The following is a 23873-nucleotide window of genomic DNA, read 5'->3' on the forward strand; positions in this document are numbered from 1 at the left end:
CCGAGCACCGCCTCCAGATAGGGGGTGCGCTCATACATGTCCTGAGCCGCGGCCCGCGAATAGTCCATCAGCGGCCCGGCCAGCACGGTGAACGCCAGGCTCATGGCCACCAGCGCCGCAGTGGGCACCACCATCGTTGCCGGAAGCAGCCGCTTATTGGCGGCCCGGGCATGCGCCAGGGACTTCTGCACCAGAATCCGTTCGGGGTTCTCCACATCCTCCGTGCGGCGCCAGAATCCCTTGGTCCAGATCCGGGCCACCGCCAGCAGCGTCAGCAGCGAGGTGACCACTGAGGCGACCACCAGAACCCAGGTGATCCACGTGTTCTCCGCAATACCGCCGGCCATCATGCCCAGTTTGCCCACAAAGCCGCTGAACGGTGGGATTCCGGCCAGGTTCAGTGCCGGGATGAAGAACAGCACTGCCAGCACCGGGGAGATCTTCGCCAGCCCGCCGAGGCGCTCCACGTTCGCAGTCCCGGCGCGCCGCTCGATCAGCCCGGTCACCAGGAACAGGGTGGTCTGGATGGTGATGTGGTGAGCCACGTAGAAGACCGTGGCGGCCATACCGATGATGCTGGTCAGTGCCAAGCCGAACACCAGATAGCCGATGTGGCTGATCAGGGTGAAGGACAGCATTCGTTTGATGTCCGACTGGGCCAGCGCGCCCAGGATGCCCACAATCATGGTCAGTGCGGCCACGATCATCAGCGCAGTGTTGATCCGCTCCCCCGGGAACAGCAGGGTCTCGGTGCGGATCATCGCGTAGATGCCGACTTTGGTCAGCAGTCCGGCGAACACCGCTGTCACCGGGGCGGGGGCAGTCGGGTAGGAGTCCGGCAGCCAGAACGCCAGGGGGAAGACGGCGGCCTTGATGCCGAAGGCCACCAGCAGCATCACGTGCAGCATCAGCTGGGTGCCGTGCTCCAGCTCTGCGACCTTCAGGGCGATATCAGCCAGGTTGACCGTGCCGGTGGCCGCATAGATCAGGCCGATGGTGATCAGAAACAGCATGGAGGACAGGATGGAAACCACCACATAGGTGACTCCGGCGCGGATCCGCGCTTCGCCCCCGCCCAGGGTGAGCAGCACGTACGACGCCGTCAGGAAGATTTCGAAGCCCACGTAGAGGTTGAACAGGTCGCCGGCCAGGAATGCGTTGGAGACTCCGGCCACCAGAATCAGGTAGGTGGGGAAGAAGATGCTCACCGGGCCGGAGTCGTTGCGCTCCTCGGCGGCACCCTGGCCCACTGCGTAGAGCAGCACCGCCAGGGTGATCACCGAGGAGACCACCAACATCAGTGCGGAGAACCGGTCGATCACCATGGAGATCCCGAACGGCGCGGGCCAGCCGGCCAGGTGTACCGCGTGGGCCCCGGTCTGCCACACCTGGGTCAGCAGCACCACCTCCAGCAGCACGGTGAGCATCAGAGTGCCGATGGTGATGGACTTCTGCGTGGCCTGGTTGCGGTAGAACGCGAAGGCGAAGGCTGCCCCGAAGAACGGCAGCAGCACCGCCAAGGGGACGAAGTCGATCAGGTGGGTCTCCATCAGCGGTCCCCCGCCTCGGAGGTTGTGGATGAGTCGGACTGCGGGCTCACCGTGCGCAGCGCACCGGTCACCGGATCCATAGTGTCGATGAATTCGCTGGTCTCGGTGCTGACCTCGGCGTCCTCCTCAGGATCGTAGGCGCCCACCGACTCAGCCAGGCGGCGGTCCTCTTCGTCGTCGGCGACCTCCTCCTGGCGGGCCAGCACCCAGGAGCGGTAGATCAGGGCGAGCATGAACGCCACCAGCGCGAAGGCGATGACGATCGCGGTCAGCAGCAGGGCCTGCGGCAGCGGGTCCAGGTAGTCTCCGGCCTCGAGACCCTCGCGCACGATGGGGGACTCCCCGGCCCGGCCAGCGGTCTGCAGCAGCAGCAGGTTCACCCCGTTGGAGAGCAGGATGATGCCCAGCAGCACCCGGGTCAGGGACCTCTCCAGCATCAGGTAGATCCCGATGGCGAACATTGCGCCCATCACCACCAGCAGGGTCACGTTGATGGTCATCGGGCCACCCCCATGCTGGTCTGGGCGTGGATTCCGTGGCCGACCGGGGAGGACTGGCGATGCTCCTGCTCACTGCGCACATCGATCTCCGATCCCAGGCTGCGCAGCACATCCACGATCAGGCCCACCACCACCAGGTAGACGCCGACGTCGAACAGCACCGAGGAGACCAGGTGGTGCTCGCCGAAGACCGGCAGGTGCAGGTCGACGACGAAGCTCTGGAAGGCCGCACCTCCGGCGAAGAGCGGCAGCAGCCCGGTGAAGCAGGCCACCGCCAGGCCCCACCCCATCAGCGCGCCGGCGGAGAACGGGATCGCGGCCTCCAGCTCGTACCGTCCGCCGGCCAGGTAGCGCAGCAGGAATGCCAGGCCGGCCAACAGCCCGCCGGCGAAGCCGCCGCCGGGTGAGTTGTGCCCGGCCAGCAGCAGGTAGATCGACAGCAGGATGGTGGCGTGGAATATCAGCCGGGTGACCACTTCGAAGATGATGGAGCGGTGCTCCGGGGCCAGCGTGCGTCCGGCCACCAGCCAGGCCTCCCGCGCCACGGTGGCGAAGCTGCGGGCCACCTGGATCTCCCGGATCTGGCGCGGGGACAGCGCCTTGTCGGAGAGCACCCGGCCCACCGACCCGGTGGGCACCTCGTGCAGCTGGCGGCGCTGGACGTCACGGCGCTTGACGAAGATCAGGCTGGCGACTCCGGTGGCGGCGGCGGCCAGCACGGTGATCTCTCCGAAGGTGTCCCAGGCGCGGATGTCCACCAGGGTGACGTTGACGATATTGGCGCCGTGGCCGATCTCATAGGCCATCCACGGGTATTCCACTGAGACCGGCTCCTGGGAGCGGGAGTCCATCGCGATGGCGGCTGCGACCATCATCACCGCGCCGAAGGATATGCCCAGCACTGCGCGGCCGAGCCGGCGGCGAGTGGGGTTCTGGGTCCAGATCCCGGCCGGAAGGGTGCGCAGCGCTAGGACGAAGACCACCAGCACGATCGATTCGACCAGCAGCAGGGTCAGCGCCAGATCGGGGGCGCCCTGCAGCGCGAAGATCCCGGCGATCCCCCAGCCGCACAGCGAGACCATCAGCACCGCCATGAATCGTTTGGGCGCCCAGACGGCCCCCAGTCCCCCGGCGATGATCACTGCCCCCAGCACCATCTGCATCGGCTGCTCAGCCAGGATGATGTGCCCGGGAACGGTGTGGCCGGTGAGCGCCACCACGCCGGCGGGCACCGCAGTTGCCACCGCCAGAATGATGAACAGGTACCAGCCCAGCGAGCCGCGCTGGGTGGTGGCGGTCAGCCAGGCGGCGACGTCGTCCAGTTCACGGATGCTGCGCCGGTAGATCCGTTCGGCGTCCAGCACCGCCGGCACCACCGGCCGGGACTCCCCGGCGCGGCCGACCAGCCGGAAGACTCCCAGGCCCAGCACCCAGGTCAGCGCTGAGAGCCCCAGCACCGGGGTCAGCCCGTGCCACAGCGCCAGGTAGGTGGGTTCGACGTCGGGCGCGGCGGGTTCGAACAGACCGGAGAAAGGCTCGATGAGTCCCTGCAGCGCCGCCGGAGCCAGCGCGAAGAGCACAGTCAGGCATGCCAGCAGCACCGGGGCGGCGAGGAAGACGGCGTCCGGCCGGCTGCTCAGCTCGGTGGGCTCCGCACCAGGCTTGGAGGCGAAGGCGCCCCACACAAAGCGGGCTGAGTAGGCCACGGTGAGCGCGGAGGCGGCGACCACTCCGGCGACCACCAGCCAGCCGGCGGCCCCGTGGATCTCGGCGTAGCCGTAGAAGGATTCGAAGACCACCTCTTTGGCCACAAACCCGAACAGCGGCGGCAGTCCGGCCATTGAGGCGGCCGCCACCACAGAGGCGGTCAGCAGCACCGGCTGCGCCCTTCCGATCCCGGAGAGCTTTTGCAGATCCCGCGTTCCGGTCTTGTGGTCGATGATCCCGACCACCATGAACAGGGCGGCCTTGAAGAGCCCGTGGGCCAGCAGCATCGCCAGGCCGGCCAGCGCCGCATCCTGGTTGCCCAGCCCGTTGACCATGGTCAGAAAGCCCAGCTGGGAGACGGTTCCGTAGGCGAGGAGAAGCTTGATATCGGTCTGGCGCAGGGCGCGGTAGGCGCCCACCAGCATGGTGGCCAGTCCTAGGGTCAGCACCACAGGCAGCCAGAGGGTGGTCTCAGCGAAACCCGGCGCGAAGCGGGCCACCAGGTAGACCCCGGCTTTGACCATGGCTGCGGCGTGCAGATAGGCCGAGACCGGGGTGGGCGCGGCCATGGCCGCCGGGAGCCAGAAATGGAAGGGCACCAGCGCGGATTTGGAGACCGCGCCGATGAGAATGAGCACCACGGCGGTGTCCACCGCGGGCCCGGTCAGTCCACCGGCCTGCGCCAGGATGTCGGAGAGCCGGTAGGTTCCGGCCAGCTGACCCAGCCACAGCAGCCCGACCAGCATGGCCAGTCCGCCGAAGGTGGTGACGATCAGTGCCTGGATGGCCGAGCGCCTGGCGAAGATCCGGTGGGCCGAGTATCCGATCAGCAGGAAGGACAGCACGGTGGTGGCTTCCCAGAAGATGAACAGGATCACCAAGTCATCGGCGAGCACCAGGCCCAGCATGGCTGCGGCGAAGGCGAACAGCTGGGCGGCGAAGGGCCCGGCGCCGCGTTCGGTCGCGGCGAAGTAGCGGGCGCAGTAGAGCATCACCAGTGCGCCGACGCCGGTGATCAGCAGCGAGAGGACCAGCCCAAGCGCGTCAAGCCGGAACGCCAGATCGATCCCCAGCTGAGGAATCCACGGGATCACCTCGGCCGGGGGCCCGCCAGGCTCACCTGCGGGCGCAGCCTGGTCGGCCTGCAGCACGGCGGGGGCCTGCCAGATCAGCCAGGCGAAGCTGAGGCCCAGCACGGCGGCCAGGACGTGAAAGCTGCGGCGCCCCCACCAGCTGTGCAGCACCGGTGCGATCATGCTCACTGCGAAGAGCGCAGTAAGCATGATGATCATAGAGAGACCCTTCTCTACCGGAGCGCAGACCGTCCAAGACCCACCCACCAGGATCCGGCGGGCGCGGAGTGCATAACCTATGCCGCCAGCCTGGGAGTTCCCTCTATGTTAACAGGGATGAGTTACCATCCGCTCATCGGATCCGGGATCGGAGGGCACCTATGACCACGCCGTCAGGGCAATCGGCACCAGCCACGCCCGCAGGGGAGGTGCAGCGCGGCTCGCGGGCCCCCCGCTCGCCTGAGGAGCCGCTGAACAAGGCGGTGATTCTGCGCTGGAGCCTGTGGAGCTGGGGCAATGCCACGGTCAGCGCGCTGATGGTCACCTTCGTCTTCGGCACCTACATCGCCGACGCCGTGGGGCCCGGCGGCCAGGGGTCTCAGTACCTGACCACTGCGAATCTGGTGGCTGGGCTGATCATTGCCCTCACCGCTCCGGTGATCGGCCAGCGGGCGGATAAAGCCGGGCGGCGCCAGCTGTGGCTGACCATCAACACTGTGCTGGTGGTGCTGCTGTGTGCGGCCTGCTTCTTCGTCAAGCCTGACACGGGGTTCCTGCTGCTGGGCGTGACTCTGATGGCAGCGATGACGCTGTTCGACGAGTTTGCCAATCTGAACTACAACGCGATGATCACCGACATCTCCGACCATTCCCGGATGGGTCGGGTCTCCGGCATCGGCTGGGGGTCGGGCTACCTGGGCGGGATCGTGATTCTGGCGATCGCCTATTTCGGGCTGGTCGCCGACGGCGGACTGCTGGGAGTCAGCACCGATGAGGCGTTCAATATCCGGTTAGTCGCCGTCGTCGGTGCCGTGTGGTTCCTGATCTGGGCGCTGCCGCTGCTGTTCACCCGGATGACCACTGCCGATGAGATGGCCGCCGCCGAACGGATTCCGGTCAGCGAGTCCTACCGCCGGCTGGTGCGTGTGGTGGTGGGGCTCTGGCGCGAGGACCGCAACACGTTCTGGTTCCTGGTGGCCTCGGCGGTGTACCGGGACGGGCTGTCAGCGATCTTCACCTACGGGGCGATTCTGGGGGTGACGATCTACGGCTTCACCTCCGGGGACATCCTGCTGTTTGGGATCGCCGGCAATGTGGTGGCCGCACTGGGGGCCATCAGCGGAGGGTTCTTCGACGACCGGATCGGGCCGCGGCGGGTGATCGTCTTCAGCGTGGCCGCTCTGATGCTGATCGCGGCGGTGATGTATTTCTTCGACGTCGAACGTGAGGTTCTGGGCCTCACGGTGACTCCGACGGCGGCTTTCTGGGTGCTGGGTCTGACCCTGTGCCTGTTCGTTGGCCCCGCGCAGGCCTCCTCCCGCGCCTTTGTGGGCAGGCTGGCTCCGCCGGAGCGCGCTGCTGAGCTGTTCGGGCTCTACGCCACTGCCGGGCGGTCGATCGGCTTTTTGACCTCGGGGGTCAGTGCGCTGCTGCTGACCATCACACTGGGGGCCGAGGCGGATATTGAGGACGCCGAGAAGGCTCTGATCATCGGCATCCTGGTGGTGCTGGCCTGCGGCTTGGCGCTGCTGCTGAAGGTGAAGGATCCCACCGGCCCGGCGAAGATGGCCGAGCACTGAGCATTCAGGCCATCAGCAGCGCGACCGCCACCATGGAGGGGATGCCCAGCACCGTGGTGATCAGCACGGTGTCGCGGGCGATGATTTCGCCGGCCTCGTAGCGCACCGCAGTGACCAGCACGTTCTGGGCGGTGGGCAGGGAGGCCATCACCACTGCGGTGAAGAGCATGGCGCCCTCCAGGCCGAAGAGGAAGGCGGCCGCCAGGTATGCCAGCACCGGGTGGATGATCAGCTTGGTCCCGGCGGCAAGCAGCACATCACGACGGCGCCCGGCGGCTTTGTCCAGCGGGTGGCTCCCCACCAGAGAGAGCCCGAAGGACAGCAGCAGCAGCGGGATCGCGGCTCCAGCCAGCAGCTCGATGGATTCATGCACCGGCCCGGGAAAGCGCCACTGCTGCCAGGAGAACAGCAGCCCCAGCATCGCCCCGATGATCACCGGATTGGCCACCGTCTGCAGCACCCTACGCAGCACCGCCAGGCGAGTCGTGGGCCGAACCGAGGCAGCTCCGGTCTCCCGGTGGCGGGCCTGATCCAGGGTGGCGACCACCAGCGGCATGTAGATCGCCAGCTGGAACATCACCACCGGCGCGGCCAGGGCGATGTCCCCCAGCACGTAGGCAGCGATGGGGAAGCCCAGGTTCGCGCCGTTGACCTGGGATGCGCTCTGGGCTGCGATCATATGTTCGGAGAACCGTCGGCCGGGCAGCAGAACCCTGCCGACCAGCAGGAACAGGAACAGCGCGGCGAAGGCGCTGACGGCCGCGACACCGAACTGCGGGCCGATGACCTCTCCGATGGGTGAGCCGGAGATCGTCAGGAACAGCAGGCACGGGGAGGCGACGAAGAACGCTGTGCGGCTCATCACGATCCGCGCATCAGAGCCCAGAATTCTGAACCGGCCCAGGGCGAATCCGACGGCGATGATCAGCCACACCACCAGGAACCCGGCCAGCACATCCCACATACGCCCTCCCAGGTCAGATTCGCCGCGGGCCTGCGCCCCCGGCTCCGCGTCCCCACAATACTCCCGGAGATCTCTTGGTAGTTTGGTCCTCGTGCTGCTTTCAGATACCGACATCCGCGCCGAGCTGGACTCCGGCCGCATCCAGCTGGATCCGTTCGACGAGTCGATGATCCAGCCCTCCAGCGTGGATGTGCGTCTGGAGCGGATGTTCCGGCTCTTCGACAACCACAAGTACGCCCATATCGACCCGTCGGTGGACCAGCCGGATCTGACCCGCCTGGTGGAGGTGGACCCCGAAGAGCCCTTCGTGCTGCACCCTGGCGACTTCGTGCTGGGTGCCACCTATGAGGCGGTCACCCTGCCCGATGATGTGGCCGCTCGGCTGGAGGGCAAGTCCTCCCTGGGCCGGCTGGGTCTGCTGACCCACTCCACGGCCGGGTTCATCGACCCGGGGTTCACCGGCCAGGTGACCCTGGAGCTGTCGAATATGGCGACCCTGCCGATCAAGCTGTGGCCCGGATCCAAGATCGGCCAGCTGTGCTTCTTCCGGCTCTCCTCCCCCGCCCAGCACGGCTACGGCACCAAGGTCCACCAGTCCCGCTACCAGGGCCAGCGCGGCCCCACCGCCTCCCGCAGCCACGAAAACTTCCACCGGACCATCATCAGCACATGAGCGTCTTCCCCGACTCCCCCCGCCCCCAGCCGCACAGCACCCCCGACTCCGGCCGCCCGGCAGCCGAGCAGCCCCAGCCGTCCGGCCCGCTGGGCCCCTACACCGCAGTGATCGGCTGGGCGGCGGCCCTGGTGCTGGTCGCCGTCGCCGCCGTCGTCGCCGTCTGGCAGGTCAATGAGCAGATCTACACCCCGCAGGCCGCGGCCGAGCAGTACTGGGAGGACGTCTCCTCCGGCAGCGGAGGGGCCGCCATGGGCCAGCTGAGCAGCACACCGGAGTTCCTCTCCGAGGAGGGGATCGATCATCTGCTGCTCGACGGCGAGCCGCTGAGCCGCTCCGCGCAGCTGCTCTCCGGGGCGCAGCTCACCGGGGAGAACGACGACGCCGAAATCTCCTTCACCGTGGAGGATGAGTCGCTGAGCACCCCCATCCCGGTCGAGCGGATGGGCACCACCTGGGGGTTCTTCGACGACTGGCAGGTCTCCCCGCAGGCGCTGAGCTGGTTCGAGGTGGAGGTCCCCGGCGCCCCGCAGGGCGGCATCGGGCAGGTGCAGGTCAACGGCCAGCCGGTGAACCTGAATGAGGAGACCGCCCGGCTCTCGGCATTCGTCCCCACGGCCGCGGAGATCAGCGTGGACTCCGAGTGGCTGGTGGGCGGAACGACCCACGTGGTCACCGCCGCCCAGGGCGAGCAGAGCAGCGCCGAGCGGGTCACCCTGGACCTGGAGGCCTCCGACGCCGCAGTGGAGCTGCTGCACACCGAGGTGGAGGAGTTCTTCAACCACTGCAGCGACCAGCAGGTCCTGATGCCGGCCGGCTGCCCGGTGGGGGTCACCACCGCGCACCGGGTCGACGCCGAATCCATCGAGTGGAGCTTCCCGGACCCGGAGAGCTTCAGCCTGCGGTTCGACGCCGACGGCTGGCAGATCGACCACGACCCGCTGGTGGCCGAGGTCAGCTTCGATGCCACCCACCACCACACCGGTGAAGCGATCACCGAGTCCAAGCAGGTGCCTTTCGAACTCGACGTGCAGGTCGGGGCCAGCGGGGAGGATCTGATTGTGGCGGTCTCCGGTCCATGAGCGACCGCCTGCCCCGACCGCCGGCGCAGCAGATGCTGACTCATCGGTAGACTTTCGGCGTGCCTGCAGAGAAGACTGACGTCCGCGATCCGGCGGATCTGAGGTCCAAGCCCGATCCCGGCGTGCTTGAGGAGCGGGGCCTGAACTCGGTGCAGGTCTCTGAGCGGCTGCGCCTGCAGCTGGGCAATGTGCAGCCGCACACCACCTCGCGCTCCATCGCCGAGATTCTGCGCACCCACCTGATGACGCTGTTCAACCTGATCATCGGTGTCTGCGCGCTGATCATCATTCTGCTGGGCCGCTGGCTGGACCTGCTGTTCGCCGTTGCCGCGGTCTGCAATGTCATCATCGGGCTGATCCAGGAGTACAGCGCCAAGCGGAAGCTGGACGCCATTGCGCTGCTGCACCAGGACCATATCCGGGTGCTGCGCGATGGGGTGATCATCCAGATCCACCGCGAGCAGGTGGTGCTCGATGACGTGGTGGAGCTGCGCCGCGGAGACCAGGTGCCCGCCGACGGGGTGATGATCTCCTCCCAGGCGCTGGACATCGACGAATCCATGCTCACCGGGGAGGCGGTTCCGGTGCCGAAGCACCGCGGCGACCCGGTGCTCTCCGGAACGGCTGTGCTGGCCGGCAGCGGCCGGTTCGTGGTGACTGCGGTGGGTGAGCGGGCCCATGCGATCAAACTGGCCGCCGAGGCCAAGAAGTTCCAGAAGATCAATTCGGAGATCCGCCGGGCGCTGGAGAAGATCGCGTTCTGGCTCTCCATTGTGCTGCTGCCGATCACTGCAGTGGTGTTCAACGGGCAGATGCAGGCCCACGGCGGGTGGTCGGCCGCCTGGTCCTCCGGAGCCTGGCAGGAGGCCATGGTGACTGCGGTCTCCTCGGTGACTGCGATGATCCCCCAGGGGCTGGCGCTGATGACCACGATCGCCTTCGCAGTGGCCGCGGTGAAGCTGGCCCGCCATGAGGTGCTGATCCAGGAGCAGCCCGCAGTGGAGATACTGGCCCGGGTCGACGTCGTCTGCTTCGATAAGACCGGGACGCTGACCGACGGGACCATCGCTTTCCACGGAGCCTCCGCACTGGACGCCTCCGGCCAGCCCACCGGCTGGCGGCGCGACCCGGGGTCCACCGCCCTGGAGGGCACGGAGCCGTGGCAGCAGGTGCTGGCCCATTTCGGCGCCGATGAGCAGGCCAACCCGACGGCAGCGGCCCTGACGGTGCCGTTTACGGCGCTGCCGCGCCACCGTCCGGCCTTTCAGGTGCAGTTCTCCTCAATGCGGCGCTGGTCATCGGTGACCTTCGCCCCGGATGCGGGGCCGCTGGCCGGCCACTGGGTGCTCAGCGCCCCGGAGGTGCTGCGCTCAGAACAGGTGGCCGAGGGGGTCGCAGTGCCGCAGCTGCTGGCCCATACCGATGCCATCGCCGCCCAGGGCCTGCGCACCATGCTGCTGTCGCGGGCTCCGGTGCAGCAGCCGCTGGACGCGGCGGAGACTCTGCCGCTGCGCCGCGGAGAGCAGCTTCCGGCGGGTCTGCAGCCGATGGCGCTGATCACGTTCAAGGAGAACGTGCGCCGGGACGCGGCGGCCACTCTGGAGTATTTCCGGGAGCAGGATGTCAGCCTGAAGGTCATCTCCGGGGACAACCCCAAGACGGTGTCCGCGGTGGCCCGGGAGGTCGGTATGGACTTCGAGGGCGACGGCGTGGACGCCTCCCAGCTGCCGGAGGACCCGGATGCGCTGCGGTCGGCGTTGGCCACTCATCAGGTCTTCGGCAGGGTCACCCCGGAGCAGAAGTCGCATATGGTGCAGGCGCTGCAGGCCAACGGGCATGTGGTCGCGATGACCGGAGACGGGATCAATGATGCCCTGGCGGTGAAGAAGGCGGACCTGGGCATCGCCATGGGCTCCGGAGCCCCGGCCACCAAGGCGGTGAGCCGGATGGTGCTGCTGGACGGCAAATTCTCGCGGCTTCCCAATGTGCTCACCGAGGGGCGGAAGGTCATCGCGAACACGGAGCGGCTGGCGCATCTGTTCCTGACCAAGACCGCCTATGCGATCCTGCTCGGCCTGGTCTTCGCGCTGCTGTTCTGGCCCTTCCCCTTCCTGCCGCGGCAGTTCTCCACGGTGGACTTCCTGATGATCGGGTTCCCTGCCTTCTTCCTGGCGCTGATGCCCAACGCTCAGCGCTACCGACCGGGCTTCCTGCGACGATCCGCCCTGTTCTCGCTGCCTCCGATGGTCGCCATCTGCGGCAGCCTGGTCGCCGTCAGCGCACTGGGCCGCCACTTCGGCGACGACGCGTCGGCGGTGCAGACTGCCAGCTTCATCTGTCTGGCCCTGGTGGGCCTGTGGGTGCTCAACGCGGCGCTGCGGCCGCTGAATCTGCCGCGGACTCTGCTGGTGACCTCCATGTATCTGCTGCTGGGCGCAGTGCTGCTGGTGCCGCTGTCCCAGCAGTACCACCTGTTCGCCATGCCCAGCGCCGAGCTGCTGGCCGCAGCGTTTGTGGCCGCTCTGGCCGGCTGCGGCATGGTGGAGTTGGGTCACCGGGCCTATGTGGAGCTGGTGGAGAAGCGCCGGTCATTCTGAGCCGACAGTCAGGCTGCTCCCAGAGACCTCTCATCCGGGATGTGTCAGGGTGGGATCAGGGATGAATCCGGGCGTCCCCCTGGTGACAGGGATACTGCGCCCTCCGTAGGTTGAGGCTGTAGGAAGAAGCGACGACCGACAGGAGCGAACATGGGACTGCTTTCACTGGGTGCCGGGGTGGCCATCGGCTATGTGATCGGCACCAAGACTGGGCGCGACAAGCTGGACACCGGCCTGTCCACAGTGAAGAAGAACGCCGAAGAGACGTGGAACCGTCCTGATGTGCAGGACTTCGTCCACCGTGCTTCGGACACCGCCACCAAGGTCGCCCATGAGGCAGCCGAGGGTGCGAAGAAGGCTGCTGCGGCCGCATCGGAGGCGGTGAAGAAGGCAGCGGAGAAGACTGAGGAGGCCGAGGTGGCCGTCTCGGAGATCGTCGACGAGGCTGAGGAGAAGGTGGAGGAGACTGCCGAGGAGTTCACCGGTCCGGAGACCCACAGCACCTATCGCGGTGACTTCGTCTCCGACCCGGCGCAGTCGACCGAACGCAGGGGCAGCGACTGGGCCAATGAGGGCGGCGCCAAGTCCTGAGGCCGCATTCGGCATATCCTTGAGGGGCTATGCAGACTTTCAGCCCCGAGTCCACCGAGCCCGCTGGTGATACCGACGGCGACCCGGTGGCTCAGTTCCTCCGCGACGTCGCAGCACCGCTGCGTGCCCGTGGGCGCCCGCAGCGCCCAGACCCTCTTCCCAAGGCCTCCCAGCTGCTGGCCGAGGCGCTGCGCGCCCGCCGGATCCGGGTGAAGAAGGTGGTCGAGGGTCGGTGGGTCTTCGAATTCGCCGGCACGGTGATCGGCGGCTACTCACTCACCGGCCCTCCGGGGGATGCCCGCCCGCGCAGCGGCGGCGGGGTCACCACCCTGGTCTCCTCGCACGCCCGCCGCGTCCTGCGGGACGCCGAGCGGGTGCGGATGCACTTCGATCTGATGGAGATCCCCCATCCGGCGCCGCTGCCTGAGAGCGCCGCCGATGAGATCACTCCCCCGCTGTTCGACATCGAGCTGCTGGCTCCTGGTGCCAACAGCTCCACCCTGCCGCTGCGAGCCTACGCGGTGGGCCGCGAGACCATCAGCCTGCTGGCGGTGGTTCCGGATGAGGACGGCGGCATACTGACGGTGGATGTCACCGACCGTGCCGCCGAGGAGATCCGCTCTCTGGCAGTCGATGCGATGCGCGCGATCCCTGGTCTGTTCGCCGCCGCGGTGGCGCTGGAGGTCGAATCCCTGGACCGAGCCGAGGGGGCGCAGGTGGTCGGCATTGATGAGACCGCCAGCATCGTCCCGCATCACTTTCCCGGGCTGGGCACCGGCCGTCCGGTGGCGGATGCGATCGCCGAGCAGATGCTCTTCACCGCGGCCCTCTAGCCGCGGCGGCCCCCGGCACGCTTGTTAAAGTCAACGACGGTCCGCGCCGCTGCTAAATTTAACAACGCTCTGCATCCCCGAGCGCCGGCCATGGGGTCACCCCGCAGGCGGAAGCTTGAGCTCGCCGTGGCATGATCCCGCGGCTCCTATATCCTAAACTGCATGGCCGAGACCTACTTCCCCGCCGGAGGCTCGCGCAGCCGGCAGGCAGACACCTCCGGGCAGGATGTTCCCCCTCCCCCACCGCCTCCGGCGTCGTCGCGTCCCACCGCGCAGCTGGAGGAGGACGCATCGGCCACCGAACGCTTCATTGTGGACCACGTGGAGCCGCAGTATTCGGCGCTGCGGCTGTGGAGCTCCACCATGCCCCACGATCAGCTGCTGCAGCGCGCCGCCCGGCGCAAGCGCATGACCATCAAGAAGATCACCGAGTCCAATCAGCTGTTCTTCCTCTCCGGTGTGGTGGTCGGAGGGATGGACGGGGTGATCACCTCCCTGGTCTCCCACCAGGCCCGGCGGGTGACCCGTTCGAAGGCGATGACCAAGCGCTACCTCAATGCCGCCGATGTGCCCACTCCGAAGGGGCGGGCGATCAACCCCACGGAGTTCTCCCGGGCGGTGAAGTATATGAAGGCCCTCGGCAAGCAGGTCACCGTCAAGCCCTCCTCCGGACGCGCGTCGAAAGGCATCACCGTCAATGTCACCGGGGAGGGCGAGCTCCGCGCCGCGTGGCAGGAGGCCATGGCAGCCCGGTCGGCCACCTCCGACTCCCGGTACCTGATTGTGCTGGAAGAGTACACCCCCGGCCTGGACGTACGCGCCTATGTGGTCGGCGGGCAGGTGGTCGGGGCGGTGGCCAGACTGCCGCTGTATGTGATCGGAGACGGCGTCTCCTCCGTGGGCAAGCTCGCCGACGAGGAGCTCGCCCGCCGGCGGGCCAACGAGTACCTCAAGCCCCGCCTGCCGGAAGTCACCGACGCCTTCCTTGCCCCGGTGGGCCTGACCCGCGACTCGGTGCTTCCGGCCGGGAAGCTGCAGCTGCTGACCAGCATCGCCGACACCACCCGCGGCGGCGGGATCGCAGTGGATGTGCTGGACCTGCTGGCCGAGGAGGTCAATGACCTGGCAGTCGACGGGCTGTGGGCGATGCCCGGACTGGGCGCGGCCGCAGTCGATCTGCTGGTGCCGGATCTGTCCAGCGCCGACGGCGCGGTGGTGCTGGAGGTCAACCCGTATGCCAACATCATGCAGTTCCATTACCCCAGCTACGGCCAGCCGCGGAAGGTCAATGACGCGGTGATGGAGGAGATCCTCAACCGAGCCTCCCGCTGATCATCCGGCAGCAGTCCGGGCCGGTGTGCGGCGGCGCAGCTGGAACTGCGCACCGTGGTGGGCCTCGGGCAGGTGATCGCCGCGTCCGAACAGCTTCTGCCGCAGGGTTCCCGGAGCGTAGGCAGTCTTATATCGGCCCAGCCGCTGCAGCTCGGGCACCACATGCTCCACAATGTCCTCAAAGGTCCCCGGGGTGATGTGGTAGGCCAGGTTGAATCCATCGACGTCGGTGGCCTCCTGCCAGTCGATGAGCTGCTGGGCGGCCGAGGCGCCGCCGCCGACGATCACCGGACCGAAGCCGCCCACCCCGACCCATTCGGCAAGCTGGCGCACAGTCCAGGCCTCATCCTCACGTCCAGAGGCCTTCTGAAAGGTCTCCACGGTGGACTGGATGGCGTTGGACTTCACATCCCCGATGGGCTGGTCCAGGTCGAACTGGGACAGGTCAATGCCCATCCACCCGGACATCAGCACCAGTCCGCCCTCCGGGTCCACGTACTGGCTGAGCTCGCGGTACTTGGTCTCCGCAGCGGCGTCGTCGGCGCCGGTCACGATGGTCTGCATGGCAAAGATCCGCACATCGTAAGGGTCGCGGCCGGCGTCGGCGGCGGCCTGGCGGATCTTCTGCACGGAGGCCTTGGCCAGCTCCTGGGTGGGCGGATTGATGAAGACCGCCTCAGCGTGCTTGCCGGCGAAGGCCCGCCCCCGGGTGGAGGCTCCTGCCTGGTAGATCACCGGGGTGCGCTGCGGGGAGGGCTCCACTACGCCGATCCCCGGGGTCTTGAAGTACTCGCCGTGGTGCTCAATCCGGTGCACTTTGGCCGGATCGGTGAAGACTCCGGTCTGTTTGTCGGCGACGACGGCGTCGTCCTCCCAGGAGCCTTCCAGCAGCTTATAGACCACATCCATGTACTCATCGGCGTGGTTGTAGCGGGCGTCATGCTCCATCTGGTCGTCCTGGCCCATATTCTGCGCGGCCGAAGGCAGGTAGCCGGTGACCACGTTCCAGCCGACCCGCCCGCCGGTGAGGTGGTCCAGGGTCCCCAGCCGGCGTGCGAAGGGATAGGGATGCTCATAGGCGGTGCCGGCGGTGATTCCGAACCCGAGGTTCTCGGTGACCGCGGCCATGGCGCTGACCAGCAGGAACGGATCCTGCAGGGGGATCTGCGCCCCGGAGCGCAGGGCAGCCTCGGGGCTGGCGCCGAAGACGTCGTAGGGTCCCAGCACATCAGCGATGAACAGCCCGTCGAACAGCCCCTTCTCCAGGGTCTGGGCGATATGGGTCCAGTAGCCGATGGTGTTGTAGTCGCGGGCGCGGTCTTCCGGGTGGCGCCACAGCCCCGGGGACTGGTGGACCACGCAGTTCATATCGAAGGCGTTGAACAGAATTTCGCGCTCGCCGGCATCGGTGGTGGGGTAGGGCATTGCGGCTCCTTCGGTTCGGATGGTGAGGTTTGGTTGAGCAGTGCTGCGGCGCAGGGAGCTGCCTGGCCTGCGCCACGGGCCGTCCTGACCTGCCCGCGGAACGGGCGCTGCGCTCAGGCCCAGGTCTTCAGGGCCTTGCGCTCCACCACGCCCAACAGGGCGTCGGTGAGCTTGCCCAGGATCGCCAGAATCACAATCGCCAGCAGCAGCCGGTCGGTGCGGCCGTTGTTCTGCGATTCGGTCAGCAGGAATCCGAGTCCTTCGGCAGCTCCCAGCAGCTCTGAGGCCACCAGGAACAGCCAGGCCTGCGCCAGGGCCAGCCGGAGACCGGAGAACACCGGGGGCACCACAGCGGGCAGCTGGACGGTGCCCAGCAGCCGGATTCCGTGGAATCCGAAGGCCCGCCCGGCCTCCACCAGCTGGGGGTCCACGTGTCGCAGGGCCGAGTGCACGGAGGTGAAGACCGGGAAGAACGCGCCGATGGAGATCAGCAGGACTTTGCCGTCCTCCCCCAGGCCGACCCACAGCAGGATCAGCGGCACCCAGGCCAGGGAGGGCACGGCGCGGAAAGCGCCGACGGTGGGGTGCAGCAGACGGTCGGCGATGCGGGAGAGACCGAGCAGCGAACCCAGCAGCAGGCCTGCTGCGGCGCCGGCGGCGAAGCCCAGCAGCACCCGTTGAACGGAGATCCCGATGTGTCCGGCCAGCGCCCCGGATTCGGCCAGGCCCACCCCGGCGTCGAAGACCCGCTGCGGGGCCGGCAGCTGGACCGGCGAGAAGATCTCCAGCACATCGGTGACCAGCCACCACAGGCCCAGCAGTGCGGACGGCACCGCTAGGCCGAGCAGGATGGTGCTGCCCGCGCGAGCCGTGGACGCAGATGCCGGCACGGAATGCTCGGGGCTGCTCCGCCGCGCGGCGGGGTTCAGGAACGCCGGAATGACGCTCATGATTCGTCGTCCTCGGTGATCGTGGCGTCCTCGGCGGCGCCGTCAGTGCCCTCAGCGCTGGTGGCCTCACGGTTCTCCGCGAATTCTGGGCGCAGCAGGTTCTCCAGCGCGTCGTCGACCTGGTCCTGGGAGTCGACGTCGCCGTTCTCCACGAACAGCGGCCCGGAGGCTTCCATAGCTGCGCGCAGATCGTCTCCCGGGACGGGGTCGACGTCGAAGGCGACCCGCTCCTGGAGCACACGTTCGGCGACCTCCAGCTCAACACCGGCGTATTCGGCCAGAATCTCGGCAGTCTCCTCCGGGTTCTCCTGGGCCCACTGACGGGCCTGCTCATAGACATTGACCACGGTCTGGACCACATCAGGGTGGTCGTCCAGGAAGTCCGCCGGTGCTGAGAGCACGCTGTAGGTGTTGAAGTCCACATTGCGGTAAAGCAGCTCTGCGCCGTCGAACTCTGCCCCGGCCATGATCGGGTCCAGCCCGGCCCAGGCATCCACTTCCCCGTTGGCCAAGGCCTGCCACCCATCGGCGTGCTGCAGAGCCTGGACCTCCACATCGTCCAGGCTCAGGCCGTGGGCCTCCAGGGTGCGGGCCAGAAAGAAGAACGGGTCGGTGGCCGGGGTGGCAGCGATGGAGGCACCCTCCAGCTCCTCCACCGACTCGAATTCGGAGTCGGGGCCGACGACCAGGGCGGACCATTCGGGCTGGGATTCGATGAGGAACGTCTGGGTGTCTGCACCCACGGCTCGGTTGAGCAGGGCGGCAGACCCGGCGGTGGAGCCGATGTGAATATTGCCGGCGCGCAAGTTCTCGTTCGCCCGGTTGGAGCCGTGGGACTGGGTCCATTCCACGGAGATGCCGTCATCGGCCAGCTCCTCCTCCAGCCAGCCATGCTCCAGGATGACCAGTGAGAGCGGGTTGTAGGTAGCGAAGTCGATATTGAGGGTCTCCAGCTCCTCCTCGCCTCCGCAGGCAGTGCTGGCCAGCAGAGCTGCGCCGGCGGCGAGCGCCGCAGCGGCTCGGAAAGGCCTTTGGGCAGCGCGGCGGCCGGCGGCTCTCCCGGAGGTGATCCGGGCGGTCGCAGTGCCGGTGGCGGCGAGCGCCGCGGCCGCCGGGCTCTGGGCGAACGCGTGCTGGAGGCTGGTGTGTGGGGGCATTCGGAGGGGGCCTTTCGGGTGTGGAACATCAGATGTGCGAGCGGGCGAATTCAGACTGACCGGCCGGGGCGGGCAGAGGTGTGCACGTCGGCGCCCTGCCGCTGCCGGGAGCAGGTCAGTGGGAGTCGACGCCGAGTCCGGCGTAGAGGGAGCCGCGCAGCTGCGCGAGTTCGGCTGAGGCGCGGTCGCGGGGGCGACTGCCGGGCACGCTCAGCAGCTGCTGGACGGTGGCGCCAGCCTCAGGGTGGCCGGCGTCTGCCCCGAGCAGCAGGATCCGGTCGGCCAGCTGAAGTGCCTCGTCCACGTCGTGGGTGACCAGCAGCACGGTGGTGCCGGTCTGGGCGTGGACGTCCAGCAGCAGGTCCTGCATCTTCAGCCGGGTGAGCGCGTCCAGTGCGCCGAAGGGCTCATCGAGCAGCAGCACGCCGGGGCGGCGGGCCAGCGCTCGCGCCAGTGAGGCACGCTGGGCCATGCCTCCGGAGATCTCACGGGGGCGCAGGTGAGCCCGGTCGGCCAGGCCCACCAGCTCCAGCAGTTCGTCGACCCGCGCGGCACCCTCAGCACGGCTGAGTCCGCGGGGCAGCCCGAGTTGAACATTTTTGCGCACCGACCGCCAGGGCAGCAGCCGGGGTTCCTGGAATCCGACGGCGGTGCGGGGATCATAGGGGCCTACCGGGGTGTTGCCGATGATGATCTCACCGGTGCATCCGGCGTCCAGACCGGCGGCGGCGCGCAGCAGGGTGGACTTTCCGCAGCCGGAGGCGCCGAGCACGGCGACCACTTCGCCGGGGTCTGCGCGCAGGCTGATGCCGCGCAGCACAGTGCGGGATCCGAAGGCCCGGCCGACATCGCGGAACTCCACGGCCAGAGAGTCGCCGGTGCTGACAGGGCCGGAGGCGGGTGCGCTCACCGGCGCGGGGGCTTCAACGGCCTCGAGTGCAGGCGCAGAGGGCATAGTGCAGATTCACTCCCATCGGTTCTGGCATTAGCACCTTGCCCCGCGGGGCCGGTTGCTGCGACGTCATCGGGCCAGATCCCTCAGTCGCTCTGGATGGTTCATGCAGTTACGGCAGGTTCAGACTAAATGTTCACAGCCTTCCGGCTCAAATGATCAGACCACAGTGTGGACATACTTCGCCATCTGGGCTCGGCTCCCGGGGTGGTCCTCGGCCAGGTGCGGTCCTGCGCCGAGCAGCGTCTCCCGCAGCGTGCGGGGAGTGTCCGGGCGCTCGGCCAGCAGTCCGCGGCGCTGCAGCTCGGGGGTGATGTAGTGGACGAAGCGTTCGAAGTCTGCCGGCCGCACGGCTGCTGAAATGTTGAAGCCGTCGATCCCGGTGACCCTGCGGTAGTGCAGCAGCTGATCGACCACCTGCTGGGGGTCTCCCACGATGGTGGGGCCGCGCCCGCCGATGGAGACGAACTCTGCGATGTCGCGCACTGTCCAGCGGCGTCGGGGGTCTTTGGTGAAGAATGCCAGTGCCGATTGGTTGGCGTCAGTGGTCACGTCCTCCACATACGCCTCCTCATCCAGTCCGGAGAGGTCCACTCCGGTCCATCCGCCGAACAGAGCCAGCGCGGCTTCGGTGTCCACGTACTCCCGGTACTGTTCAAGCCGCTGCTGGGCCTCGGCCTCAGTTTCGGCGACGATGACGGTGGCCATGGCGAAGAACTTCACCGACTCCGGGGCCCGTCCCGCCTCAGCGAGCTTCCGGCGGGTGTCCACCACCTGGGCCGCCAGGGACTTGGTGTTGGCGTTGACCACGAAGATCGCTTCCCCGTGGTCGACGGCGAACTGCTGGCCGCGGGCCGAGGACCCGGCCTGGAACAGCAGCGGGGTGCGCTGCGGCCCGGGGTGGGTGAGCATGGGCCCGGGCACCTGGTACCAGCGGGAGGAGTGTCCGATCTGGTGGACCTTCTGCGGGTCCACGAAGACGCCGTCCTGGCGGTTGATGGTCACCGCGTCGTCGTCGAAGGAGGTCTCGAAGAGCTTGTACATCACCTCCATGAACTCATCGGCGCGGTCGTACCGCTCGTCATGCGGAATCTGGCCGCTCAGCCCCAGGTTCCGAGCGGCGGACTCCTGGTAGCTGGTCACGATGTTCCAGGCGATCCGGCCGCCGGTGAGGTGGTCCAGGGTGGCGAATCTGCGGGCCAGCAGGTACGGGTGCTCGTAGGTTGCCGAGGCGGTGATGCCGAAGCCCAGATGCTCGGTGGCCTGAGCCAGGGCGGGAATGATCACCTGCAGGTCCAGCAGCGGGAACTGGACTCCCCCGCGGGCGGACGCCTGGTGGTCTCCGCCGTAGACGTCGTAGACGCCGGGCACATCGGCTAGGAAGAGGCAGCTGAATCCTGCCTGCTCCAGGGTCTGGGAGAGCCCGGTCCAGTAGCTGAGCTGGTCGAACTGGTCGATCTGGGACTCTGGGTGCCGCCAGAGTCCGGGTGACTGGTGGACCGGCACCAGCATGTCGAAGGCGTTGAAGTGCAGGGGCGCCTCATCGCTCACGGGCTGCGTCATAGGGTGCTCCGTCCTGGTGCGGTGCTGGTGGCATCGCCGATGGCGTTGAGGCCCTCCGGCAGGGTGCCGTTGATGGTGTGGTCTCCGATGGCTCGGGCCCGGAAGACGATCGGGTTGTGGGTGGCGATGGTCTGGGCGTTGCGCCAGTGCCGGTCCAGCGCTTTGGTGCGCGCTGTGGCGGAGGCTCCCACGGTCTGGAACAGCTCGGCGGTGACCTCCAGCACCAGGCCGGGCACGGTGATCTGGGCTTTCTCGACGGCGATTTCGGAGTCGCAGATGGATTCGGGAGGGGCGGCGGTGAAGGAGGGGTCGCCGGTGCCGGCGTCGAGTCCGTCCTGCAGGGCCCGGTCGTGTATGCGGGCGGCCTCTGTGACAGCGGCTTCGGCCACGAAGGTCTTGGAGGACATCTGGCCCACCACCTGTTGGATCAGCGGATCCTGCTTGAACGCCGCACCCGATGCGGACGTGTTGAACGTGCGGGTGCGGGTGGCCAGCGTCGCGGCGGCGTCGCGCACTGCCGCCCGCGCGATGCCGACCTGCACGGCTAACAGGTAGAGCTGGAAGAACGCGGCCTCATGCACCGCCTCGTGAGATCCCGGTGTCCTGTCCAGCACCGCGATCTGCGGGACCTGCACCTGGTGGAATTCGGTGGTGCCGGTGCCGGTGAGCTTCTGCCCGAATCCGTCCCAGTCGTCGTGGACGGTGACTCCTTCGGCGTCGATGGGAACCACCGCGAACTGTCGCCCTTCGCGGCCGGCTATGGCGGCTGAGACTCGGGTGTAGTCGGAGAAGATGGTGCCGGTTGAGTAGAACTTCTCCCCGGTGAGGCTCCAGCTGCCGTCGCGCTGCGGGGTCAGCAGGGTGTTCAGGGTCCCTAGTGCGTTGCCGCCCTTCTCTGTGGAGGCGTTGCCCACAGTGCGTCCGGCGAGCACTTCGGCGTACCAGTGCCGGGCCTGCTCGGCGGGTTTGAAGCGCAGGGACTCCACGAATCCGAAGTGCCCGCGGTAGAGGTGGGCGATATTGGAGTCGGCCTCGGCCAGGCGGATGACCTGGCCGATCAGCTGCTCGATGCTCGCCCCGGGACCGCCGTGGCTCTGCGGCACCCGCAGCGCGCCGAAGCGCGCCTCGTCCAGCCAGGCGACCTGCTCGTAGGGCAGCCTGCGGTGCAGCTCACGGTCCACCGCAGCCTCGGCGATCGCCTCCAGCAGCTGCTGCGGCAGCTGAAAGTCTGCGGCCTCTGCCGGCTGGGTCTGTGCCGGCGGGAGCCCTTCGGTGATAGCGGTGGTGCTCATTGGCTGGTGGCCTCCTGCCATGCGGCGTCGATGTCACGTTCGAAGGCGGGGGTCAGCAGGCCGTCCAGGTACTGGCCGTACCACTGGCGGACCTCTTCGGAGTGGTAGGCCTCCTTCAGCGCCTGGTACTTCTCCGGCTCGTTCTCGCGGAACTCCGGCTGGGCGGCGATCGTCATCGCAAACGGCAGTGCTTCCTCGTCGGTCTCAATGATCAGGGCTTCCTCAGGCATGACGTCGACCTCCGCCATCAGCCGGGCGAACCCGAAGACGGCGTCGACGTCGTCGTAGACCGTCCCCACCGACTGCTGGTCCACCTCGATGAACTCGAGATTTCGCGGATTGGAGGTGATGTCGTCGACACTGAGCTCCACCACGTCTTTGGACTCGTCGATCTCGATCAGCCCGGCCCGGGCCAGCAGCCGGATGCCGCGGCCGTTGTTGGCGGTGTCCACCGGCAGTGCGACGGACGCACCATCGGGGAGCTCGTCCAGTGATTCGTATTCACGCGAATAGATGCCGGGGGGCTGTTCGAACATGAAGAAGATCGGCTCCAGCTCCAGGCCGTGATCAATATTGAACTGGCGCAGGTAGGTGAGGTTCTGGAAGAAATTGACGTCGTACTCTCCATTGCTGACCGCATAGTTGGGCTGGATGATGTCGGTGACATAGGTGGGTTCCAGCTCCCATCCCTCCTCTTCCAGGTGCTCCTGGGCGATCTCGGTGGGCTCCTGGAAGGGGGCATTTTCGGTGACGATGATGCTGATGCTGCGGTCCTGCCCGATCGCGCCCACCAGGCCGCATCCGGTCAGTGCAGCCGCGGCAGCGGCGGCCGCAGAAGCAGCCAGCAGGCGCCGTCGGGTCAGCGCAGCGGCCACGGCGGTGGGGGCGAACGGGCGATGCGGGGCGCTCATGCGTCTCCTTCGGTGAACTCGGTCCACTGCTGTTCGGCGTTGTCGAGGGTGAGGACGTCGGAGTATTCAAGGACTCCGCCTTGGTAGTCCTCGAACCACTGTTCGATCTCCTCAGACTGGAATGCGTCCTGCAGCGCCTGGGCCTGCTCGTCGGTGACCCCGTCGGGCCCGACGGCGACGACACAGGTGAACGGGGTGCTGATCTCCTCGCGCCCGTCTTCGATTGCCAGCTGGGTCTCCTCTAAGTCGTATCCGGCCTCCGCCACCAGGCGCACAAAGCTGAATCCGGCGTCGACGTCGGGCAGCACCTGCGCGGCCGACTGCTGATCGGTCTCCACGAACTGGAGCTGGCGAGGATTGGCGGTGATATCGTCCTGGGTCAGTTCGATCACCGGCACGGACTCGTCGATCTCGATCAGACCCTCATCGGCCAGCAGCTGCAGGGCCCTGCCGTTATTGGACGGGTCCACCGGAAGGTTGATCTCCGCACCCTCGGGCAGCGCCTCCAGAGAGTCGTGCTGCAGCGAGTACAGACCTGCTGGGGCGTAGTAGACCGAGAACAGCGGCTCCACCTCGGTGTCATTGGCGGAGTTGAAGTGATGCAGATAGGCCAGGTGCTGGAAGTAGTTGGCGTCGTACTCCCCCCGGTCGACCACTTGGTTGGGCTGGACGATGTCGGTGACATAGGTGATGTCCAGCTCGTACCCCTGCTCCTGCAGCCGGTCGGCGGCCATCTCGACCGGCTCCTGAAAAGGGGCGGACTCGGTGACCATGATGCTGATGGTCTGCTCGTCCTCGATCAGTCCGCAGCCGGTGCCGGCTGCCGCTGCTGCCAGAGCGACGACGACGGCGGCTGACCGCCTTCTGGGCGTACCGGTGATATGGGCATGGGTGTGCGTCATTAGCGTCTCTCTTCTGGGGT

19 protein-coding genes and 1 riboswitch are annotated in these 23873 nt (G+C 67.5%); of the genes, 7 read left to right on the forward strand and 12 right to left on the reverse strand.

The window, feature by feature from the left end; all coding sequences use genetic code 11:
* The 3 genes from Q1K09_RS10295 to Q1K09_RS10305 all read right to left on the reverse strand — a co-directional run.
* A partial coding sequence (locus Q1K09_RS10295) for a Na+/H+ antiporter subunit D (protein WP_300345338.1) occupies positions 1 to 1550 on the reverse strand: 1550 nt, incomplete at its 3' end.
* The gene (locus Q1K09_RS10300) at positions 1550 to 2050 is read right to left on the reverse strand and encodes a Na(+)/H(+) antiporter subunit C (protein WP_300345339.1); all 501 of its coding nucleotides are present in this window, start codon (positions 2048 to 2050) and stop codon (positions 1550 to 1552) included. The genes Q1K09_RS10300 and Q1K09_RS10295, both read right to left, overlap by 1 nt.
* Positions 2047 to 5049, reverse strand: coding sequence for a Na+/H+ antiporter subunit A (locus tag Q1K09_RS10305; protein ID WP_300345340.1), 3003 nt, complete (start codon positions 5047 to 5049; stop codon positions 2047 to 2049). The genes Q1K09_RS10300 and Q1K09_RS10305 overlap by 4 nt, the downstream gene beginning before the upstream one ends.
* Before the next feature lie 161 nt (positions 5050 to 5210).
* On the opposite strand from Q1K09_RS10305, the gene Q1K09_RS10310 reads away from it, so the two are divergent.
* A complete protein-coding gene (locus Q1K09_RS10310; protein WP_300345341.1) occupies positions 5211 to 6629 on the forward strand; it encodes an MFS transporter in 1419 nt (472 codons plus the stop codon).
* 4 nt (positions 6630 to 6633) lie between these two features.
* On the opposite strand, the gene Q1K09_RS10315 is transcribed toward Q1K09_RS10310, so the two are convergent.
* Entirely contained in the window at positions 6634 to 7593 is a 960-nt protein-coding gene (locus Q1K09_RS10315; protein WP_300345342.1) for an AEC family transporter, read from the reverse strand.
* A gap of 91 nt (positions 7594 to 7684) precedes the next feature.
* Between Q1K09_RS10315 and dcd the strand changes: the two genes are divergently transcribed.
* The 6 genes from dcd (at position 7685) to Q1K09_RS10345 (ending at position 14701) form a co-directional block, all read left to right on the forward strand.
* On the forward strand, positions 7685 to 8266 hold the full coding sequence (dcd, locus tag Q1K09_RS10320) for a dCTP deaminase (RefSeq protein ID WP_300345343.1): 582 nt from the start codon (positions 7685 to 7687) through the stop codon (positions 8264 to 8266).
* A complete protein-coding gene (locus Q1K09_RS10325) occupies positions 8263 to 9348 on the forward strand; it encodes a hypothetical protein (protein ID WP_300345344.1) in 1086 nt (361 codons plus the stop codon). The genes dcd and Q1K09_RS10325 overlap by 4 nt, the downstream gene beginning before the upstream one ends.
* A gap of 59 nt (positions 9349 to 9407) precedes the next feature.
* Entirely contained in the window at positions 9408 to 11945 is a 2538-nt protein-coding gene (locus Q1K09_RS10330) for an HAD-IC family P-type ATPase (RefSeq protein ID WP_300345345.1), read from the forward strand.
* 150 nt (positions 11946 to 12095) lie between these two features.
* Positions 12096 to 12536, forward strand: coding sequence for a hypothetical protein (locus Q1K09_RS10335; RefSeq protein WP_300345346.1), 441 nt, complete (start codon positions 12096 to 12098; stop codon positions 12534 to 12536).
* Positions 12537 to 12565: 29 nt separating this feature from the next.
* Positions 12566 to 13369, forward strand: a complete 804-nt coding sequence (locus Q1K09_RS10340; protein WP_300345347.1) for a hypothetical protein — start codon at positions 12566 to 12568, stop codon at positions 13367 to 13369.
* A 162-nt stretch (positions 13370 to 13531) separates the two neighbouring features.
* Positions 13532 to 14701, forward strand: a complete 1170-nt coding sequence (locus Q1K09_RS10345) for a hypothetical protein (protein WP_300345348.1) — start codon at positions 13532 to 13534, stop codon at positions 14699 to 14701.
* Here the strand turns inward: Q1K09_RS10345 and Q1K09_RS10350 are convergent, their stop codons facing one another.
* From Q1K09_RS10350 to Q1K09_RS10385, 8 genes are all read right to left on the reverse strand, one after another.
* Positions 14702 to 16126: an LLM class flavin-dependent oxidoreductase gene (locus Q1K09_RS10350; protein ID WP_300345349.1), complete on the reverse strand. Its 1425-nt coding sequence runs from the start codon at positions 16124 to 16126 to the stop codon at positions 14702 to 14704.
* 113 nt (positions 16127 to 16239) lie between these two features.
* Entirely contained in the window at positions 16240 to 17076 is an 837-nt protein-coding gene (locus Q1K09_RS10355) for an ABC transporter permease (protein ID WP_300345350.1), read from the reverse strand.
* Complete coding sequence (locus tag Q1K09_RS10360) at positions 17073 to 18233, reverse strand: aliphatic sulfonate ABC transporter substrate-binding protein (protein WP_300345351.1); 1161 nt, start codon at positions 18231 to 18233, stop codon at positions 17073 to 17075. Before Q1K09_RS10360 ends, Q1K09_RS10355 begins: the two co-directional genes overlap by 4 nt.
* A gap of 115 nt (positions 18234 to 18348) precedes the next feature.
* Positions 18349 to 19188: an ABC transporter ATP-binding protein gene (locus tag Q1K09_RS10365; protein WP_300345352.1), complete on the reverse strand. Its 840-nt coding sequence runs from the start codon at positions 19186 to 19188 to the stop codon at positions 18349 to 18351.
* A 12-nt stretch (positions 19189 to 19200) separates the two neighbouring features.
* Positions 19201 to 19291: riboswitch (SAM riboswitch) on the reverse strand.
* Between the two features lie 53 nt (positions 19292 to 19344).
* Positions 19345 to 20748 (reverse strand): LLM class flavin-dependent oxidoreductase, encoded by a 1404-nt coding sequence (locus Q1K09_RS10370; RefSeq protein ID WP_300345353.1) that lies wholly within the window; start codon positions 20746 to 20748, stop codon positions 19345 to 19347.
* The gene (locus tag Q1K09_RS10375) at positions 20745 to 22040 is read right to left on the reverse strand and encodes an acyl-CoA dehydrogenase family protein (protein WP_300345354.1); all 1296 of its coding nucleotides are present in this window, start codon (positions 22038 to 22040) and stop codon (positions 20745 to 20747) included. Before Q1K09_RS10375 ends, Q1K09_RS10370 begins: the two co-directional genes overlap by 4 nt.
* On the reverse strand, positions 22037 to 22951 hold the full coding sequence (locus Q1K09_RS10380) for a MetQ/NlpA family ABC transporter substrate-binding protein (RefSeq protein ID WP_300345355.1): 915 nt from the start codon (positions 22949 to 22951) through the stop codon (positions 22037 to 22039). The genes Q1K09_RS10375 and Q1K09_RS10380 overlap by 4 nt, the downstream gene beginning before the upstream one ends.
* Positions 22948 to 23853: a MetQ/NlpA family ABC transporter substrate-binding protein gene (locus tag Q1K09_RS10385; protein ID WP_300345356.1), complete on the reverse strand. Its 906-nt coding sequence runs from the start codon at positions 23851 to 23853 to the stop codon at positions 22948 to 22950. Before Q1K09_RS10385 ends, Q1K09_RS10380 begins: the two co-directional genes overlap by 4 nt.
* Positions 23854 to 23873 lie beyond the last annotated feature (20 nt).

Source organism: Nesterenkonia sp. (assembly GCF_029265375.1).
Classification (GTDB): Bacteria; Actinomycetota; Actinomycetes; order Actinomycetales; family Micrococcaceae; genus Nesterenkonia.

What these genes read in the sequence shown, in the direction of transcription:
- Q1K09_RS10300 (WP_300345339.1), bottom strand. Translation starts at nt 2,050, where the DNA reads ATGACCATCAACGTGACCCTGCTGGTGGTGATGGGCGCAATGTTCGCC.
- Q1K09_RS10305 (WP_300345340.1), bottom strand. Translation starts at nt 5,049, where the DNA reads ATGATCATCATGCTTACTGCGCTCTTCGCAGTGAGCATGATCGCACCG.
- Q1K09_RS10310 (WP_300345341.1), top strand. Translation starts at nt 5,211, where the DNA reads ATGACCACGCCGTCAGGGCAATCGGCACCAGCCACGCCCGCAGGGGAG.
- Q1K09_RS10315 (WP_300345342.1), bottom strand. Translation starts at nt 7,593, where the DNA reads ATGTGGGATGTGCTGGCCGGGTTCCTGGTGGTGTGGCTGATCATCGCC.
- Q1K09_RS10325 (WP_300345344.1), top strand. Translation starts at nt 8,263, where the DNA reads ATGAGCGTCTTCCCCGACTCCCCCCGCCCCCAGCCGCACAGCACCCCC.
- Q1K09_RS10335 (WP_300345346.1), top strand. Translation starts at nt 12,096, where the DNA reads ATGGGACTGCTTTCACTGGGTGCCGGGGTGGCCATCGGCTATGTGATC.
- Q1K09_RS10340 (WP_300345347.1), top strand. Translation starts at nt 12,566, where the DNA reads ATGCAGACTTTCAGCCCCGAGTCCACCGAGCCCGCTGGTGATACCGAC.
- Q1K09_RS10345 (WP_300345348.1), top strand. Translation starts at nt 13,532, where the DNA reads ATGGCCGAGACCTACTTCCCCGCCGGAGGCTCGCGCAGCCGGCAGGCA.
- Q1K09_RS10350 (WP_300345349.1), bottom strand. Translation starts at nt 16,126, where the DNA reads ATGCCCTACCCCACCACCGATGCCGGCGAGCGCGAAATTCTGTTCAAC.
- Q1K09_RS10355 (WP_300345350.1), bottom strand. Translation starts at nt 17,076, where the DNA reads ATGAGCGTCATTCCGGCGTTCCTGAACCCCGCCGCGCGGCGGAGCAGC.
- Q1K09_RS10360 (WP_300345351.1), bottom strand. Translation starts at nt 18,233, where the DNA reads ATGCCCCCACACACCAGCCTCCAGCACGCGTTCGCCCAGAGCCCGGCG.
- Q1K09_RS10365 (WP_300345352.1), bottom strand. Translation starts at nt 19,188, where the DNA reads ATGCCCTCTGCGCCTGCACTCGAGGCCGTTGAAGCCCCCGCGCCGGTG.
- Q1K09_RS10370 (WP_300345353.1), bottom strand. Translation starts at nt 20,748, where the DNA reads ATGACGCAGCCCGTGAGCGATGAGGCGCCCCTGCACTTCAACGCCTTC.
- Q1K09_RS10375 (WP_300345354.1), bottom strand. Translation starts at nt 22,040, where the DNA reads ATGAGCACCACCGCTATCACCGAAGGGCTCCCGCCGGCACAGACCCAG.
- Q1K09_RS10380 (WP_300345355.1), bottom strand. Translation starts at nt 22,951, where the DNA reads ATGAGCGCCCCGCATCGCCCGTTCGCCCCCACCGCCGTGGCCGCTGCG.
- Q1K09_RS10385 (WP_300345356.1), bottom strand. Translation starts at nt 23,853, where the DNA reads ATGACGCACACCCATGCCCATATCACCGGTACGCCCAGAAGGCGGTCA.